Annotated in this window: 19 protein-coding genes; 8 read left to right on the plus strand and 11 right to left on the minus strand. The window is 53.7% G+C overall.

All coding sequences use genetic code 11. The annotated features are described in order from the left end of the window. Positions 1-34 precede the first annotated feature (34 nt). The 3 genes from SFA31_RS05590 to SFA31_RS05600 all read left to right on the plus strand — a co-directional run bounded on the left by SFA31_RS05590 (position 35) and on the right by SFA31_RS05600 (position 3081). Positions 35-328 carry a co-chaperone GroES gene (locus tag SFA31_RS05590; RefSeq protein ID WP_322837087.1) on the plus strand — a complete coding sequence of 98 codons (294 nt, stop codon included), beginning with the start codon at positions 35-37 and terminating at the stop codon, positions 326-328. Between the two features lie 39 nt (positions 329-367). Further along, complete coding sequence (gene groL / locus SFA31_RS05595; RefSeq protein WP_322837088.1) at positions 368-2014, plus strand: chaperonin GroEL; 1647 nt, start codon at positions 368-370, stop codon at positions 2012-2014. 695 nt (positions 2015-2709) lie between these two features. Further along, the gene (locus SFA31_RS05600) at positions 2710-3081 is read left to right on the plus strand and encodes a DUF4156 domain-containing protein (protein ID WP_322839304.1); all 372 of its coding nucleotides are present in this window, start codon (positions 2710-2712) and stop codon (positions 3079-3081) included. Positions 3082-3152: 71 nt separating this feature from the next. Here the strand turns inward: SFA31_RS05600 and SFA31_RS05605 are convergent, their stop codons facing one another. From SFA31_RS05605 to epmB, 5 genes are all read right to left on the minus strand, one after another. Continuing rightward, complete coding sequence (locus SFA31_RS05605; RefSeq protein ID WP_322837089.1) at positions 3153-3848, minus strand: lactate utilization protein C; 696 nt, start codon at positions 3846-3848, stop codon at positions 3153-3155. Further along, on the minus strand, positions 3848-5269 hold the full coding sequence (locus SFA31_RS05610; protein ID WP_322837090.1) for a LutB/LldF family L-lactate oxidation iron-sulfur protein: 1422 nt from the start codon (positions 5267-5269) through the stop codon (positions 3848-3850). The genes SFA31_RS05605 and SFA31_RS05610 overlap by 1 nt, the downstream gene beginning before the upstream one ends. Positions 5270-5278: 9 nt before the next feature. After that, entirely contained in the window at positions 5279-5998 is a 720-nt protein-coding gene (locus tag SFA31_RS05615; RefSeq protein ID WP_322837091.1) for a (Fe-S)-binding protein, read from the minus strand. A gap of 40 nt (positions 5999-6038) precedes the next feature. Continuing rightward, positions 6039-7592 (minus strand): L-lactate permease, encoded by a 1554-nt coding sequence (locus tag SFA31_RS05620; RefSeq protein WP_322837092.1) that lies wholly within the window; start codon positions 7590-7592, stop codon positions 6039-6041. A 209-nt stretch (positions 7593-7801) separates the two neighbouring features. After that, the gene (epmB, locus tag SFA31_RS05625) at positions 7802-8824 is read right to left on the minus strand and encodes an EF-P beta-lysylation protein EpmB (protein ID WP_322837093.1); all 1023 of its coding nucleotides are present in this window, start codon (positions 8822-8824) and stop codon (positions 7802-7804) included. 42 nt (positions 8825-8866) lie between these two features. Between epmB and efp the strand changes: the two genes are divergently transcribed. The 3 genes from efp to sugE all read left to right on the plus strand — a co-directional run bounded on the left by efp (position 8867) and on the right by sugE (position 10509). Next, positions 8867-9433 (plus strand): elongation factor P, encoded by a 567-nt coding sequence (gene efp / locus SFA31_RS05630; protein ID WP_322837094.1) that lies wholly within the window; start codon positions 8867-8869, stop codon positions 9431-9433. A 430-nt stretch (positions 9434-9863) separates the two neighbouring features. Next, positions 9864-10010 (plus strand): lipoprotein toxin entericidin B, encoded by a 147-nt coding sequence (gene ecnB, locus SFA31_RS05635; protein ID WP_322837095.1) that lies wholly within the window; start codon positions 9864-9866, stop codon positions 10008-10010. Positions 10011-10191: 181 nt separating this feature from the next. After that, positions 10192-10509 (plus strand): quaternary ammonium compound efflux SMR transporter SugE, encoded by a 318-nt coding sequence (gene sugE / locus SFA31_RS05640; protein ID WP_322837096.1) that lies wholly within the window; start codon positions 10192-10194, stop codon positions 10507-10509. Here the strand turns inward: sugE and blc are convergent. The 5 genes from blc to frdA all read right to left on the minus strand — a co-directional run bounded on the left by blc (position 10496) and on the right by frdA (position 14438). Then, entirely contained in the window at positions 10496-11050 is a 555-nt protein-coding gene (gene blc / locus SFA31_RS05645; protein WP_322837097.1) for an outer membrane lipoprotein Blc, read from the minus strand. The genes sugE and blc overlap by 14 nt on opposite strands. 93 nt (positions 11051-11143) lie before the next feature. Beyond that, a complete protein-coding gene (frdD, locus tag SFA31_RS05650) occupies positions 11144-11503 on the minus strand; it encodes a fumarate reductase subunit FrdD (protein ID WP_322837098.1) in 360 nt (119 codons plus the stop codon). Positions 11504-11517: 14 nt separating this feature from the next. Further along, positions 11518-11910, minus strand: a complete 393-nt coding sequence (gene frdC / locus SFA31_RS05655) for a fumarate reductase subunit FrdC (protein WP_322837099.1) — start codon at positions 11908-11910, stop codon at positions 11518-11520. A 10-nt stretch (positions 11911-11920) separates the two neighbouring features. After that, positions 11921-12655: a succinate dehydrogenase/fumarate reductase iron-sulfur subunit gene (locus SFA31_RS05660; RefSeq protein ID WP_322837100.1), complete on the minus strand. Its 735-nt coding sequence runs from the start codon at positions 12653-12655 to the stop codon at positions 11921-11923. Next, the gene (gene frdA / locus SFA31_RS05665; protein ID WP_322837101.1) at positions 12648-14438 is read right to left on the minus strand and encodes a fumarate reductase (quinol) flavoprotein subunit; all 1791 of its coding nucleotides are present in this window, start codon (positions 14436-14438) and stop codon (positions 12648-12650) included. Before frdA ends, SFA31_RS05660 begins: the two co-directional genes overlap by 8 nt. Positions 14439-14750: 312 nt before the next feature. Here frdA and epmA point away from each other — a divergent pair, with 312 nt between their 5' ends. After that, positions 14751-15728, plus strand: a complete 978-nt coding sequence (gene epmA / locus SFA31_RS05670) for an elongation factor P--(R)-beta-lysine ligase (protein ID WP_322837102.1) — start codon at positions 14751-14753, stop codon at positions 15726-15728. A 226-nt stretch (positions 15729-15954) separates the two neighbouring features. Here the strand turns inward: epmA and SFA31_RS05675 are convergent, their stop codons facing one another. Then, on the minus strand, positions 15955-16104 hold the full coding sequence (locus SFA31_RS05675) for a hypothetical protein (RefSeq protein ID WP_322837103.1): 150 nt from the start codon (positions 16102-16104) through the stop codon (positions 15955-15957). Between the two features lie 111 nt (positions 16105-16215). Between SFA31_RS05675 and SFA31_RS05680 the strand changes: the two genes are divergently transcribed. Beyond that, positions 16216-16881, plus strand: a complete 666-nt coding sequence (locus SFA31_RS05680; protein ID WP_322837104.1) for a hypothetical protein — start codon at positions 16216-16218, stop codon at positions 16879-16881. Positions 16882-17020 lie beyond the last annotated feature (139 nt).

Below are 17020 nucleotides of genomic sequence, written 5' to 3' on the forward strand. Positions count from 1 at the left end.
AACTGATACGGACTTTCTCATAGGAGAGCTATCAATGAAAATTCGTCCATTGCATGATCGCGTGATCGTCAAGCGTAAAGAAGTTGAATCCAAATCTGCTGGCGGAATCGTTCTGACCGGCTCTGCGGCGGGTAAATCGACCCGCGGTGAAGTGCTGGCGGTAGGCAATGGCCGCATCCTTGAAAATGGCGAAATGAAGCCGCTGGACGTAAAAGTTGGCGACACCGTTATTTTCAACGATGGCTACGGTGTAAAAGCTGAAAAGATCGACAATGAAGAAGTGTTGATTATGTCTGAAAGTGACATTCTGGCGATTGTTGAAGCTTAATCTCACGTGAAAAACGTACGAATTTAAGGGAAAGATATTATGGCAGCTAAAGACGTAAAATTCGGTAATGACGCACGTGTGAAAATGCTGCGCGGCGTTAATGTTCTGGCAGATGCGGTAAAAGTAACCCTCGGTCCGAAAGGCCGTAACGTGGTCCTTGATAAATCCTTCGGCGCTCCGACCATCACAAAAGATGGCGTGTCCGTAGCGCGTGAAATCGAGCTGGAAGATAAGTTCGAAAATATGGGCGCGCAGATGGTGAAAGAAGTGGCCTCTAAAGCGAATGACGCTGCAGGCGACGGTACCACCACCGCGACCGTACTGGCGCAGTCTATCGTTAACGAAGGCCTGAAAGCCGTTGCTGCGGGTATGAACCCGATGGATCTGAAGCGCGGTATCGATAAAGCCGTTATTGCCGCCGTTGAAGAACTGAAAACGCTGTCTGTTCCGTGCTCTGATTCTAAAGCCATCGCTCAGGTAGGTACTATTTCTGCGAACTCCGACGAAACCGTGGGTAAACTGATTGCAGAAGCGATGGAAAAAGTCGGTAAAGAAGGCGTTATTACCGTTGAAGAAGGCACCGGTCTGCAAGACGAGCTGGACGTAGTTGAAGGTATGCAGTTCGACCGTGGCTACCTGTCTCCGTATTTCATCAACAAGCCGGAAACGGGCGCCGTAGAGCTGGAAAATCCGTTTATCCTGCTGGCCGATAAGAAAATCTCTAACATTCGCGAACTGCTGCCGCTGCTGGAAGCCGTAGCGAAAGCGGGCAAGCCGCTGTTAATCGTTGCTGAAGACGTTGAAGGTGAAGCGCTGGCGACGCTGGTGGTCAACACCATGCGCGGTATTGTAAAAGTCGCTGCGGTTAAAGCGCCGGGCTTTGGCGATCGCCGTAAAGCTATGCTGCAGGATATCGCTATTCTGACCGGTGGTACCGTTATCTCTGAAGAGATCGGTATGGAGCTGGAAAAAGCGACGCTGGAAGATTTGGGCCAGGCGAAGCGCGTGGTTATTAACAAAGATACCACCATCATCATCGATGGTATTGGCGAAGAGTCCGCTATTCAGGGCCGCGTAACGCAGATTCGTCAGCAGATTGAAGAAGCGACATCTGACTACGATAAAGAAAAACTGCAGGAGCGCGTAGCGAAACTGGCAGGCGGGGTTGCCGTTATCAAAGTTGGTGCAGCGACTGAAGTTGAAATGAAAGAGAAGAAAGCGCGCGTTGAAGATGCCCTGCATGCGACCCGCGCAGCGGTTGAAGAAGGCGTGGTTGCCGGTGGCGGCGTTGCGCTGGTGCGCGTAGCGGCGAAAATCGCTTCTCTGACCGGCCAGAACGAAGATCAGAACGTGGGTATCAAAGTCGCACTGCGTGCGATGGAAGCTCCTCTGCGTCAGATCGTTGCTAACGCCGGTGAAGAGCCGTCCGTTATTGCTAATAACGTGAAAGCGGGCGACGGCAACTATGGCTACAACGCGGCGACGGAAGAATACGGCAACATGATCGATATGGGTATTCTGGATCCGACGAAAGTAACCCGTTCTGCGCTGCAGTACGCCTCTTCTGTTGCTGGTCTGATGATCACGACCGAGTGTATGGTTACCGATCTGCCTAAAGATGATAAAGCTGACTTAGGCGCCGCTGGTGGTATGGGCGGCATGGGTGGCATGGGCGGTATGATGTAAGCCAGCCCGGGCTAAGCGGCGTCAGGTAACGTCGCTTACGGAGCTAGCGCGCCAGTCGCGTTCGCTCCGTAACCCACCGACAGTGATTAAGCGAAGCGCCGGATGTGATATCGTTCGGCGCTTTGTTGTTTCTTAAGCAGTATTTCTTGCCTCTCTTTTGAACCTGCGGTATTTCGTAGCGAAGCTATATAAAAGACGTTTCATCCCCATCCTGTAAGACAATTATTCATATAGCCTAATGGAATAGCGGTGCAGTATTAGCATCGGGAAATATGCGCTTACTGATAGCCACCCAATATAGGCAAAGAATTAGTATCTGTTCTGAAAATGTTCGTCGGTCTTATTTTTATGGGGCCGTGCTGGCGGTGTCGCCAATTACATTCATCCTGAAAAGGAATACCGTCTGTATTCGCCCGTTGAGTGTTTAAACAACGTAACTGCCTGATACTGTCCTCTGTTGCTACTGACTTAGAATAGCAGTGGGCGTTTGGTGTTGAGAAATGAGAAACCCAGGCGCTTAAAATGCGTGGGGAAAGCCGCGGGGATGGTGGATTATCGATCCCTTGCAAGATAATGTACGGGGTTACCACCTGAAAAACAGAGATATCCCGGCTGCGGCGCGGCAGGCAGCCTGTATAATTGATCGATATGACATGATATAAGGTCATAGCACTTGGGCAGCTCGTGTCCGCTTCATAACAATGAGGAATAACATGCGCGTAAAACTTTCAGCAGGAATGGCTGTGGCGGCACTGTTGCTGGCCGGCTGTAGCGCCAGTAATCATCTTACCGCCGGTGGTCAGGGCGTTCGTTTCGTCGAACAACAGCCCGGTAGCGAATGTACGCTGTTAGGAAACGCCAGTGGCGAACAAAGCAACTGGTTCTCTGGCCCGCAGGGTGAAGAGGGAGGCTCCATGCGCGGAGCGGCAAATGCGTTACGTAACCAGGCCGCAGCGATGGGCGGAAATGTGTTATATGGCGTTAGCAGCCCGACGCAGAACATGTTATCCAGCTTCGTGCCGACCGCCAGTAAGATGGTTGGGCAGGTCTGGAAATGTCCTCAATAGCGGCATGAGCTGGAATATTCTACGCCAGTATTGTAAGGAGCCAGCGTTGACTAGCGCTGGCTCCTGCGTTTTTAGCAGTCGTTAATAATCAGGCAGGCGGCGCTGATAGGGCCGTGAACGCCGACGACTTTTATCAGTTCGATATCCGCCGTAGAGCTGGGGCCGCTAATCAAATTAATGCACGAAGGCATCCTTTCCCCCTGTGATGCTCTCTGGTGCAGCGCCTGGGCTAGCTGGGCGACGCGCGGTATAATCGTGCTCTTGCGCAGTACGAAGAGCGAAGATTCGGGTAACAGACTTACAGAACGCCCGCGCTCGGCGCTGGAAAACAACACTACGCCGCCGGACTCTACCAACCCATACTCTGCGTAAACAACACCGACTTTTGCCCGCTCGGCGCGCGCAATATTTTCAGCGCCTGCGCTGGGATCCCAAACATCGGCCTGGAAAACATCGCGAAGCTTTGTAGTGATCCCCAGTTCTTCAAGACGCTTGTCACCGCTAACGATCGCCGGCGATCCGCCGTATTGCTCACACAGCCGCTGTGCTGCAGATCCCGCATCGGCTTCTTCAACCAGCTCGCAGTGAGTCAACATTACTTCTGAAGCCACCTTGATAAACGCTTCACAGCGCTGCTGCGCAGTCAGCTCGCTTAGCCGTGTGCGCGCATAATCATTGACCGGCACGTCGGGAGGAAGCGGCTGCTTACGCGCTTCGCGGCCTAACTGACGGGCGATATTGGCTAAAAATGCATCTCTATTTTCCATTATTTCTCCCCCCGGTCCTGATGCTTTTTAAACCAGGAACGGAAACTCTCGCCATCGGCTTCTGGTAAGTCGCGGGCCTCGGTCCACTCGCCGAGTGCGCCAATATTAATAGGCGCTTTGCCGCCTTTAATAAACCAGCTTGCCGCTTTGGCGCCGGCGACCATGCCCACTTTCCATAACCCGGGGTGGCTATTGGCCCAGGTGAATATACGGGTGGCTGTTTGTTCTTTTTTGGGCGTCATGCCTTCTTCCACCATGACCTGGCGGTGACGCAGTATCAGTTTTGAGAGAGGGATCTTGACCGGGCATACGCTATCGCACGCGGTGCATAGCGAACAGGCATACGGTAAATCTTTAAAATCCTGATAGCCGCCGAGCAGCGGCGAGAGCACCGCGCCTACCGGGCCTGGATAAATTGAACCGTATCCGTGGCCGCCAATGTGGCGATACGCCGGGCAAGTATTCATGCAGGCACCGCAGCGGATGCAGCGCAGAATATCGCGGAATTCTGAACCGAGCGCCTTCGAGCGCCCGTTATCCACCACCACCAGATGGAACTCTTCCGGGCCGTCCACATCTCCGCTTTCGCGCGGGCCGGTAAGCCAGGTGTTATACCCGGTGAGCCGTGCGCCGACGGCGCTGCGGGCCAGCATAGTGATTAATACATCCACTTCTTCGAAGGTGGGAGCAATTCGTTCCATTCCCATTACCGCGATATGCGTTTTAGGCAGCGTCGTGCTCATGCGCGCGTTGCCTTCATTGGTGACCAGGCAGACCGAGCCGGTTTCCGCGACGGCGAAATTACACCCGGTGACGCCGACTTCGGCGCTGAGAAAGTCTTTACGGATCTTGCGGCGAATAAACAGCGTCATTTCTTCGGGCGTATCCGCCCCGTCGTAGCCGAGTTTTTCATGCAGAACGCGCCGGATTTGACGGCGATCTTTGTGGATAGCCGGCACCACTACGTGCGATGGAGGATCTTCATCTAACTGCAGAATATACTCACCGAGATCGCTTTCAATTACCTCGACGCCGGCGTTTTGCAGGGCGGCGTTCATCCCGATTTCTTCCGTGACCATCGATTTCGCCTTCACGATCTTGCGCGCTTTCTTTTCTTTAACCACGCTCAGAATGTAGTTGGTCGCATCTTCTTTAGTGCTGGCGAAATAGACCTTACCGCCATTTTCCGTAACCTTTTCGGAAAGCTGATAAAGCAGGGCGTCTAAATTATCCAAAACGTAATCGCGGATCTGCTCGGCGCGATCGCGCCAGGCTTCCCAGTTACCCAGTTCATCGACCATTTTCTGACGGTTCGCGCCAATGCGTTCCTGAGCATTCGCCACCGCATGCCGCATAATAGGATTATTAATCTGTTCGCGAATGCGCTCTTTAAATTGAAGCTCGCTGGTTTTCAGATACATGTTTCCCCCTTAACGGCTCATCAGAACTTCGGCGATATGCATAACTTTGACCGGTATACCTTCACGGTGCATACGGCCGCCTATATTGATCAGGCAGCTTACATCGGCGCCTATCAGGTAATCAGGTTTGGCCTCCATCATATGGCTGACCTTTTCTTTTACCATCTCCCCTGATATTTCCGCCATTTTGACGGAAAATGTACCTCCAAAGCCGCAGCAGGTTTCCTGCGCATGGAAGGGCAGCAGTTCCAGCCCCTCAACGTGATTGAGCAGCATAATTGGCTCTTCCGTTACGCCCAGTTTGCGAAACAGACTACAGGAGGGATGGTAAACCGCTTTACCCGGTAAACGCGCGCCAACGTCAGTCATGCCCAAATGCCTCACGATAAACGTCGTCAAATCGAACATCCGCTCTGCGATGCGGTTAGCGCGTTCCGCCCACTCTGGCTCTTCGCTTAGCCAATTCGCGTAACTTTTTATTGCGTAAGTACACGAGCCGGCGGGAGATATTATCGGAAAGTCATTTTCCTCCAGCACGGTAATCAACTTTTTCATGCCGGGGATCGCATCCTGTACATACCCGCCGTTGATAGCGGGCTGACCGCAGCAGCCCTGTTTTTCCGGGAAATGCACCCGGCAGCCGAGCCGTTCCAGGAGCAGCACAGTATCGCGCGCCATACGCGATTTCAGAGCGTCACCAATACAGGTGACAAAGAAATTAACATCCACGATATTTCTCCAGTAAAATCAGTGCAATATTCTTATAGTTTTAGGCGATTATCAGATACCAAATGAGGCCGACTTTCAGACCCAGAATCACGATATAAGCACAGCAGTATTTCATGGTGCCCGACATGATTTTGTCGCTCAGCCCCTCCATCCGCGCGGCAGATACCGCAATAGCAATACTTTGCGGTGAGATCATTTTCCCGCCGGTGGCACCGGTGGTATTGGCCGCTGCCAGCCAGTTAGGATCAACGTGCAGTTTTTCAGCCGCCATTGCCTGCAGCTTACCGAATAAGACATTTGAATTGGTGTCGCTGCCGGTAACAAACGTTCCCAGCGCGCCAATCACCGGGGCGATGAACAGATAGCCGCCGCCGGTGAGATTAACCATTGTCTGCGCCATCGCAGCGATAAGCCCGCTGATATCCATAACGGTCGCCATCGCGACAATAACCACGATGGCGACGATAGATTTTTGCAGTTGCTTCAGCGTGGCGAAAAATACCAGGAACATGCTACCCGGCGAAGCGCCCTGAATCGCACCACCCAGCAGCGTTGCGATGATAATGAGCACGCCAGGCGTGGCTATCCAGTCGATTTTTAATAACAGATTGCCGCCGTCTGCCAGCGGAAACGCAAAGGCGCTGGAGAAGTGCGATAAATAGCTCTTCACCGCGGGGAAGAGCGGCGAACACAGAATGATGAACAGGAAAATCAGCGCGTAAATAGCGCAGGCGCGGGCGATTTGCCCTGCGCTGTAACGATGCGTGAAGGTATCGGCCTGAACGGCGATGCGCCAGCGTTCCTCCGTCGGTGCTTTACGGCGCTTCGCCAGTAACGCGACCAGTACCAGGCTTACCAGGCTTCCGGCAAATGCGGGAAGCTCGGCGCCAAGATGGGCGGCCACAATGTATTGCGGAATCAGCGTGGCTATACCGCAAAGCAGCGTCAGGCCAAATACGCCGCGTATTGCTTTCAGGCTGCCGCCTACAATAGTGACAATGACAAATGGCAGTAGGATATTAAATAACGCGAGCTGAAGAATAATCGTGGCGCTCAGCGTCGTCACCGGCAGGTTAAGCTGCTCTGCCAGAATCGAGACCGGGATCCCGACTGCGCCGAAGGCAGTTGGCACCGTGTTCGCCACCAGCGAGGCAATCGCCGCTTTTAGCGGATCGAACCCTAGCGCGATAAGAATACCGATAGGGATGGCCACGGCGGTACCGTAGCCAGCGGCTGCTTCCAGAAAACCACCGAAGCACCAGGAAATTAGCAGTACCTGAATGCGTTTATCGTCGCTAATACTGGCCAAAATATCGCGCAGCACGTTCATGCTGCCGGTCTTCAGCATCAGGTTGTAGCTGTAAATCGCCCCAAGGATGACGATAACAATCGGCCACAGACCTTTGCCGACACCATATCCAAGTGCAGATCCCAGTGTTAACAGTGGAGTATGCTGCATAAAGACGGCCACCAGCAGCGTCAGAATCAGCGTGATAATAACGGCATAATGAATAGGGGTTTTGAGTTTTAAAATCAGGACAATCATTACAAACAGTGGGAAAACACCCATTAAAAATGTCAGGTACTCCTGCATACAGCTCCCTGGCTAAATAGCGCTTATTAAAATATGTCATACAAAAGCGAATTTTTACACGGTTGTTTATTTTTTTTCAGGTAACTGAATCGTTTCTATGAAAAATAATTGCATAAAAGCAAATAATGTAACGTGAGGCGTTAAGTTGCAGAGAAGTTTAACTTTCTGAAGGGTAAGGTATTTAAAGGCCAGCCCGACGGCTGGCTCTTTTAGATGAGATATAAATCGAGCGGCGTTTTACTGGGTTTTCCGCCGGTTTCTCGCGCCAGTGTAGGCACCAGATAACCGGAAACCAGCGGGAGTAATTCGCTAACCAGGCGGCGGGCCTCATCGTCACTAACCAGAAAATGGCCCGCACCCTGCACTTTATCCAGCACGTGTAAATAATAGGGCAGTACACCTGCCTCAAACAGCGCGTTACTTAACGCAGCCAGCGTTTGTGCGCTATCGTTCACGCCGCGCAGTAATACACTCTGGTTAAGTAACGTTACGCCAGCCTGTTTAAGGTGCGCCATCGCCTCACGAAACGCATTATCGATTTCGTTGGCATGATTACAATGGGTGACCAGCAAGACTTGCAGCCGGGATGCGCTAAGCCGCTGTACCAGCGCTGAGGTGATCCGGGCTGGAATAACCACCGGCAGCCTGCTGTGGATCCGCAGTCGTTTTAGATGGGGGATAGTCTCCAGTTTTTCGATAAGCCACGACAGCTCACTATCTTTTGCCATCAGCGGATCTCCGCCGGAAAAGATTATTTCGTCCAGCTCGGGATGGGCGGTGATATACTCCAGCGCTGCCTGCCAGTTGCGCCTGTTGCCCTGATTGTCCGCATAGGGAAAATGGCGACGGAAGCAATAGCGACAATTAACCGCACAGCCTCCTTTTACCAGCAGCAGCGCGCGATTGCGGTATTTATGCAGTAATCCGGGGACAACGCTCTGCTGCTCTTCCAGCGGATCGACGCTGAAACCCGGCGTTTGAATAAACTCCTGCTGTGAAGTAAGTACCTGACGCAGCAGTGGATCGTCAGGATTACCCGGCTCCATGCGCGCAGCAAAGGCGCGCGGAACGCGCAGCGGAAATAGGCGCCGGGCGTCATATCCGGCTAATAGCCGCGTATCCGGGTCTATATTGAGTAGATGCAGCAGTTCAGCGGGATCGGTGATGACATCGGCAAGTTGCGATAACCAATCTTCTCTGGAGGGGGCGTTTAGGGTTACAATGTGTGCCATTTTTTTGGCTAAGCTACCAGTTAACTATTTTTAGAGGGCCTTATGGCAACGTATTCTAGCAACGATTTTCGTTCCGGTCTTAAAATCATGTTGGACGGCGAACCTTACGCGGTGGAGTCCAGCGAATTCGTTAAACCAGGTAAAGGCCAGGCGTTTGCGCGCGTAAAACTGCGCCGTCTGCTGACCGGCTCTCGTCTTGAAAAAACCTTTAAATCCACCGATACCGCAGAGGGTGCGGACGTCATGGATGTTAACCTGACGTATCTGTATAACGACGGTGAATTCTGGCATTTCATGAATAATGAAACCTTCGAACAGCTTGCCGCCGATGAGAAAGCCGTGGGTGAAAACGCGAAATGGCTGCTCGACCAGGCTGAATGCGTTGTGACGCTGTGGAACGGCAATCCAATTTCAGTAACTCCGCCGAACTTTGTAGAGCTGGAAGTGGTTGATACCGATCCGGGTCTGAAAGGTGATACCGCAGGTACCGGCGGTAAACCCGCTACTCTCAGTTCTGGTGCCGTGGTTAAAGTACCGCTGTTTGTACAGATTGGTGAAGTCATTAAAGTTGATACCCGCTCTGGCGAATACGTCTCCCGCGTGAAATAAGCCCTCCACGCATTTGCGGCGTGGCGCGTCCACGCCGTAGACTCATATATACTCCCGCCCGGCTTCTTTACCCCTTAACTCAATTCTACTTTTTATGATCTACAAAGCCAGGCTGTTTTGCTCCTGCGGTGATATCGGGCGGTGCCCGGAAACCTTATTCACGATAAGAATATTTCGCGCGCCTGCGCACCCTGTAAAGGCAAACGGCGTTTAACGGTACAGACTGGGAGCGGACGTTTAGCCCTGGAAGGACGCAGTTGGCGTACTTTCCTCCCACATTTGATAAACCTGGCTATGCTTTTAGTGGGTTAACCCCACCATTATTGATAACTCAACCTTCGCTCATTCACGCGGCGATCGATATGTGGCCCAGTGTGGGCTGAAAAAGCGACTGTCGACAGAAAATGACGGAGATAAAAAGGAAATCACTATGATTAAGAAAACCGTAGCAGCCCTGTTTTCCGTTTTGCTTTTATCTTCTTTATTGAGCGCATGCAATACCACGCGCGGCGTGGGTGAAGACATCCAGGCCGGCGGCTCGGCTATTTCTGGCGCTGCCAATCACGATCAGCAATAACTGTTTAAGTGAGTAGCGGCGCCCGGCCGTGCCGCTACTCTCCCGTTTTAAGGTAGTGTGAATAAAAAGGTTGCAAATCATTATCATTGCTGCAGACTTAGCGCTTATCTTTAAGCCTTGTAGGACGACCTGCAAGCGCGTCTAATTTCGGGGACGACCCCAGTCGTATAGGGAAACTCCTGTGTCCTGGATTGTATTAGTTATTGCGGGCCTTCTTGAAGTTGTCTGGGCCGTTGGTCTGAAATATACCCATGGTTTTAGCCGCCTTACGCCGAGTCTTATTACCGTATCGGCGATGGTCGCCAGCATGGGGCTGCTGGCATGGGCGATGAAAACGCTGCCAGTAGGGACTGCGTATGCGGTATGGACCGGTATCGGCGCGGTTGGCGCGGCGATTACCGGCATTGTATTGCTTGGCGAATCGGCTAACCCGATGCGTATCTTCTGCCTGTGCCTAATTGCGGCTGGTATTATTGGCCTGAAGTTTAGCGCCCATTAAGTCGGCGCAGATTATCCGCCTGGTCGACCCAAATGAGCCGCTGCACCGGAAACCCTGCGGCGGCGGCTTGTTTTAACCACGCCTGCTTAACCGACTCCGGCAGCGTCGGCTGGCGCGACAGCAGCCACAGATAATCGCGATTAGGCCCGCAAACCAGCGCGTGTCGATACTCCTCATCCAGCGCAATAATGTTATACCCGCCGTAAAATGGGCCAAAGAAAGAGACTTTCAGTGCGGCCTGCTGCGGGCTGCCGGTAAATCGCGCCACGCCATTACTGGCTTTCCAGCGTCCCGATGCTTTATCCTGGCCCCGGTTGGTAACGCTTATCGCGCCATCCTTACGCATACCATATTCAGCGGTGACATTTATCAGGCCGCGCTCAAACCGATTATCCAGCCGCGCAATTTCATACCATACCCCGGTATAGCGGGCCGCATTGAAATTATTCACGACTTTCACGCCCTCGGGCGGGCGAGGAGTATTGCAGGCAACCAGCAGGCACGCGGTTGCGGTAATCAATGTTAGAGGCCACAGGCGCATGAACGCTCCTGATAAAAAGAGAAGGTGATAAAGAGTGTAGCGTAACGGCAGAGAACGGAGGCGTGCGGGCCCGCACGGGCCCGCGAAAAACGGCTAGAGGGTAATTACGCCGATAAGCGTGATAATAGTGAGAATGGCGGCCAGGCCGTAAAAAAACCATTTGCCAGAAGGCACGTGAATTTTAAGATCGTGCATCCCGTGATGCAGCCTGTGCAGATTGCACCACAGAGGCAGAACAATCATTACGAACAAAAATAGCCGCCCGATGAAGCTCTGGCAGAACGTCAGGATGCGCTCATAGCTTAGCGCGTCGCCGGGATATAGCCCCAGCGGCAGCATTAGCCCCACCAGCAAGACAACCACAGGTGCGACAATGGCGCTCCACATACCGCCTGCGCCAAAAAGCCCCCAGAAAATAGGCTCATCAGAACGCACGGGATTTGGATTTATCATAGACTCACTCCTTATCAAAAGAGGGCGATGCAAAAGATAGCAATCGTGACCAAAGCGGTGACGATCCACAGGCCTTTAATCACAGGCTCCGGCCCCATTTTTTCGTCTTTTACAATAATATTTGCCGCTTTTGGCGCAAGTTCGAACCAGGTCTTGGTATGCAATATCGCTGCCGCCAGCGCAATAATATTTAAAATAATCACGATGGGATTTTGTAAAAAACCGACAAAGTTTGCCCAAGACTCTGGGCCATGCTTCAGTGAAAATAGCCCGCATAGTAGCAACAGGCTGAACCAGACGCCGGGGACGGCGGTGCCTTCACGCAGCATATAAAAGCGATAAAAGCCGAGTTTTTGCCACCAGTTTGACGGCATTGGGCGGACATACGGTTTACGTTTTGTCGTCATGCTGCACTCCTTAGCGTGGTTTTAGCGTGGCGATAAGAAAGTCCTTCGCACTTTCAACTTTGCCCTGCTGGATTGCCGCCGCCGGGTCGACGTGTTTAGGGCAAACCTGTGAGCAAAAGCCGACAAAAGTACAGATCCAGACGCCATTCTGCGCGTTAAGCTGCGGCATGCGCTCCCGTTTACCGCGATCCCGGTTATCGAGGTTATAGCGATGCGCCAGCGTAATCGCTGCCGGGCCAATAAACTCGGGGTTTAGCCCAAACTGCGGGCAGGCGGCATAGCACAGGCCGCAGTTGATACAGCCGGAAAATTGATGATACTTCGCCATTTGCGCGGGCGTTTGCACATTGGGGCCCTGTTCGGGCGTGCGTGGGTTACCGATAATATACGGTTTGATAGCTTCCAGGCTCTCAATAAAGTGCGTCATATCGACAACCAGGTCGCGCTCAATGGGGAAGTTTGCCAGCGCTTCGACTTTCATCCCGTTGGTATACTCGCGCAGGAAGGTTTTACACGCCAGTTTGGGGACGCCGTTCACCATCATGCCACAGGAGCCGCAAATCGCCATCCGGCAAGACCAGCGATAGCTTAAATCCGGGGCCAATTCATCTTTGATATAACCGAGAGCATCCAACAGCGAGGTTTGCTCATCGTAAGGAACCGGATAAAATACGCTGCGCGGCGCGCTGTCCGTTTCCGGGTTGTAGCGTACGATCTCGACGTTGAGGGTAAGCATCTCAGCCATGAGCCGTCTCCTTGTTCTCGGCGGCATCCGCCTCGGCGCCGTAAACGCGCTTAGCCGGCGGCAATTTAGTAATATTGACGTCGGTATATTCCAGACGCGTGGTGCCGCCCGCATCGCGGAATGCCAGCGTATGTTTTAAATAGTTAACGTCGTCTCGTTCGGTACAGCCTTCATCCAGGCGCTGATGCGCGCCGCGCGACTCTTTACGCGCCATCGCCGAATGCGCCATGCACTCAGCAACGTTCAGGCCATGGCCAAGTTCCAGCGTATAAAGCAGGCCGGTATTAAATACGCTGGAAGTATCAGAAACCCGCACCCGCTTAAAACGCTCCTGCAGTTCGGCCAGTTTATCGATAGTTTTCTGCATCAGTTCTGGCGTGCGATAAATGCCGCAGCCTTCTTCCATCGACATGCCCATTTCATCGCGGATCTTCGCCCAGCTTTCGTTGCCTTCTTGATTAGCCAGCGCTTTCAGACGATGTTCGATATCGTCCGCCTGGGCATTCAGCGCGCCGTCGCTAACAGCACCTGCCGTTGCCGCGCGTTCAATGGCCTGCTCTCCGGCCAAACGCCCGAATACCACCAGTTCGGCCAGCGAATTAGAACCAAGGCGGTTAGCGCCGTGCAGGCCGACAGAGGAACATTCGCCGACGGCAAACAGCCCCCGTATGCGGGTTTCGCAGTCAGGCGCAGTTTCGATGCCACCCATGGTGTAATGTGCGGTAGGGCGTACTGGAATCGGTTCTTTAACCGGATCGACGCCGACATAAGCCTTCGCCAGTTCGCAAATGAATGGCAGGCGTTCCAGCAGCTTTTTCTCGCCGAGATGGCGTAAATCCAGATACACCACGTCGCCGCGCGGGGTCGCTACCGTATTCCCCTTGCGCCATTCATGCCAGAAAGCCTGGGAAACTTTGTCGCGCGGGCCCAGCTCCATATATTTGTTTTTCGGCTCGCCCAGTGGAGTTTCCGGGCCCATGCCGTAATCCTGCAAATAGCGATAGCCATTTTTATTCACCAGAATGCCGCCTTCGCCGCGGCAGCCTTCTGTCATCAGAATGCCGGAGCCGGGCAGGCCGGTCGGATGATACTGAACAAACTCCATATCACGCAGAGGAACGCCGTGGCTCAGCGCCATCCCCATGCCGTCACCGGTCACGATGCCGCCGTTGGTGTTATAGCGGTATACGCGCCCCGCACCGCCCGTGGCCAGCACCACCGCATTAGCGCGAATTTGCACTAATTGCCCTTCCATCATATTCATGGCGACCAGGCCGCATGCGCGACCGTCGTCCACCAGCAAATCGAGCACGAAGTGCTCGTCAAAGCGCTGAATTTGCGGAAACTGCAGGGAAGTCTGGAACAGGGTATGCAGCATATGAAAGCCGGTCTTATCGGCGGCGAACCACGTGCGCTCGATTTTCATGCCGCCGAAGCGGCGCACGTTAACGGAACCGTCCGGGCGGCGGCTCCAGGGGCAGCCCCATTGTTCAAGCCGGGTCATCTCTTGCGGGCAGTGGTGAACGAAATAGTCGACGACATCCTGTTCGCACAGCCAGTCGCCGCCTGCCACGGTATCGTTAAAATGATAATCGAAACTATCGTGATCCTGAGTGACGGCGGCGGAGCCTCCTTCTGCGGCGACCGTATGGCTGCGCATCGGATAGACTTTTGAGATTAAAGCGATTTTTGCCTGCGGGTTGGCCTGCGCTGCCGCAATGGCTGTGCGTAGGCCTGCGCCTCCGGCGCCTATGATGGCGAGATCGGCTTGAAAGGTATGCACGACATTCCTCCGAGATAGTGTTCTGGTTGCGCTATCGGCTCCCCGAACGGTATGCGTCCTGACAGATAACGCGCGTCGCGGCAGGCGGGCGGCCTGCTACTTAATGGGTAGTGAGTATATCCGGGTGATTCACAAGGAAATTTGATGTGTTCGATTTTTTTGTGGTAATTGAAACAAATACGATTTTAGAAATGATAATCCGGTCACGAAATCACGTGAAATATCGGCCGCTGAAAACGAAGACCCGTGATTTGTGTCCATCCTGAGATACGAGTAGACTTCCGGACCTTATTTGTTTTTGGAGAGATAACCATGAGCGAAACGGCAACCTGGCAGCCGAGCGCATCCATCCCCACGCTACTTAAACGCGCAGCCGTTGTGGCGGAAATTCGCCGCTTCTTTGCCGATCGCGGAGTGCCTGAGGTGGAAACCCCCTGCATGAGCCAGGCGACGGTAACGGACGTACATCTGTTTCCGTTTGAAACCCGTTTTGTTGGCCCCGGCCACGCTGAGGGCACGCCTCTTTGGTTAATGACCAGCCCTGAATATCATATGAAACGCCTGCTGGCGGCGGGAAGCGGCCCGATTTATCAGCTTTGCCGCAGTTTTCGTAATGAAGAAATGGGGCGCTATCACAATCCCGAATTTACCATGCTGGAATGGTATCGCCCGTGCTATGACATGTACCGTCTGATGAATGAAGTGGACGACCTGTTACAGCAAATCCTGGAAACAGAGGCGGCGGAAACGCTTTCTTATCAGCAGGCATTTCAGCGTTACCTGGAAATAGACCCGCTGTCCGCAGAGAAGGCGCAGTTACGGGAAGCCGCAGCTAAGCTGGATTTAAATAATGTGGCGGATAACGAAGAAGATCGCGATACGCTACTGCAGCTTTTATTTACCTTCGGCGTAGAACCCCACATTGGCAAAGAGCGCCCCACCTTTATTTATCACTTCCCGGCAACCCAGGCGGCGCTGGCATGCATTAGCCAGGAAGATCACCGGGTAGCGGAGCGGTTTGAAGTCTATTTTAAGGGCGTTGAACTGGCGAACGGTTTCCATGAGCTGACCGACGCGCGCGAACAGCAGCAGCGTTTTGAACAGGATAACCGCAATCGCGCGGCGCGCGGGTTACCGCAATATCCGGTTGATACACATCTGCTGGCAGCGCTGGAGGCTGGGCTACCGGACTGTTCCGGCGTGGCGCTTGGCGTAGATCGTTTAATTATGCTGGCGCTCGGTGCACAGAGCCTGGCAGAGGTGATGGCCTTCCCGGTCGACCGCGCGTAGTATGATGCCCCGTGCAGGGCGCGACGACGCGCGCTCTGCCGTTCCCCAATGATAATCCCTATTATCGACCCACGCGGTAGCGGCGGTCACCCTCTCGCGCTCAGGTGTTCTGCGCCGCAGCGCGCATCGAAGATACGCATATAGCGCACCGCTAGCGCGGTTCATCTTTTCATCCCGCTGTCGTTGCCTTATGGCTTATGGCCTGAAAGGCAGGGCTAATACCTCCTTATCGGCTCTGCGTGAAAATGGATTCAGGTCCATGCCGGAGCACCGGTGGCGCACCGGGCATGAGTAAAATAGCCGCGTTTGTTTTCCCGCTGGCGCATATCGTGCCGACGCGGCCAGGCGTCAGCGCATTGGCTGATGCTTTATTCATTATCGCGCCCGAAACTCTGCGTTGTGCTATGTGCGACCCAGGAGCGTTAAAGGCCGGGTAGCGTGTGAATAACGTTTATCTTCAGTCGCTAATAAATAGGAAGGTTTATTGATGAAGGGTATCGCGCGGTGTTTTTCCGCTAATTGCTTAATTCCGCCGGGCGTTTTTACCCGGCGCAGTGAATATGATGTGTCCGGATCATCGCGCAATCAGTGTGATGAGATAAAAGCCAGGCGGGCGGACAACCCACATCGCACGTTGGGCGCGCGCTTCAAGCGCTGGAAGCAAGGCCGGTCCGTACACCGCTATCAGTTGGGGCAAACGACGGTCAAAGGTGAAGAGGGGCGGGCCAGGGCCATTGACAAGCGCCGCAGCCTCGGCATAACCCATGAGACGCTCGCGCCGCAGCGCGATACCTCCGCGCGCGTATTGCCGAAAAGCATTACCACTGCCAGTCGCAGCGGTGAGATGCCGCGCGCCCTGCCACGGGGTACTAGCCCTGAACGGACGCCGGCCTATGTGCATTACCGGTTGGAGCAGCCCTTATATGCCCGTGGGGAGAAGCCTGAACCCGACCAGGTAGCGGGAAGAGCGCAGCCAGAACTTACTATCGCTCAGCCTACTACAAGGCTGACGGAATCACGCGTATGCACACGCGGAACGCTGCCGGTTAAAGTAGATACGAATCGCGACGCTGAGCAAAACGCTTATCCGGCGGGAAGTGGGTGCGCATTAAGTGAAGGCGGAGCAAGGAGAAAGGACATCGTCTCCAGGTAGGGGGCGGAGTGGGCCGCGTCCAGTCATACGTTATCTTCCAGGTCGAAGAAGGCGGTGCGGTTTAACGCACTGGTGAAAGTAAGATAGCCGTTTCATCACGCGCTGAAAGCGCGATAATTCCCGGTTTGTCCGGGCGCTG

The sequence above is a fragment of the Erwinia sp. HR93 genome, from assembly GCF_034555055.1.
Lineage (GTDB): Bacteria > Pseudomonadota > Gammaproteobacteria > Enterobacterales > Enterobacteriaceae > Apirhabdus > Apirhabdus apintestini.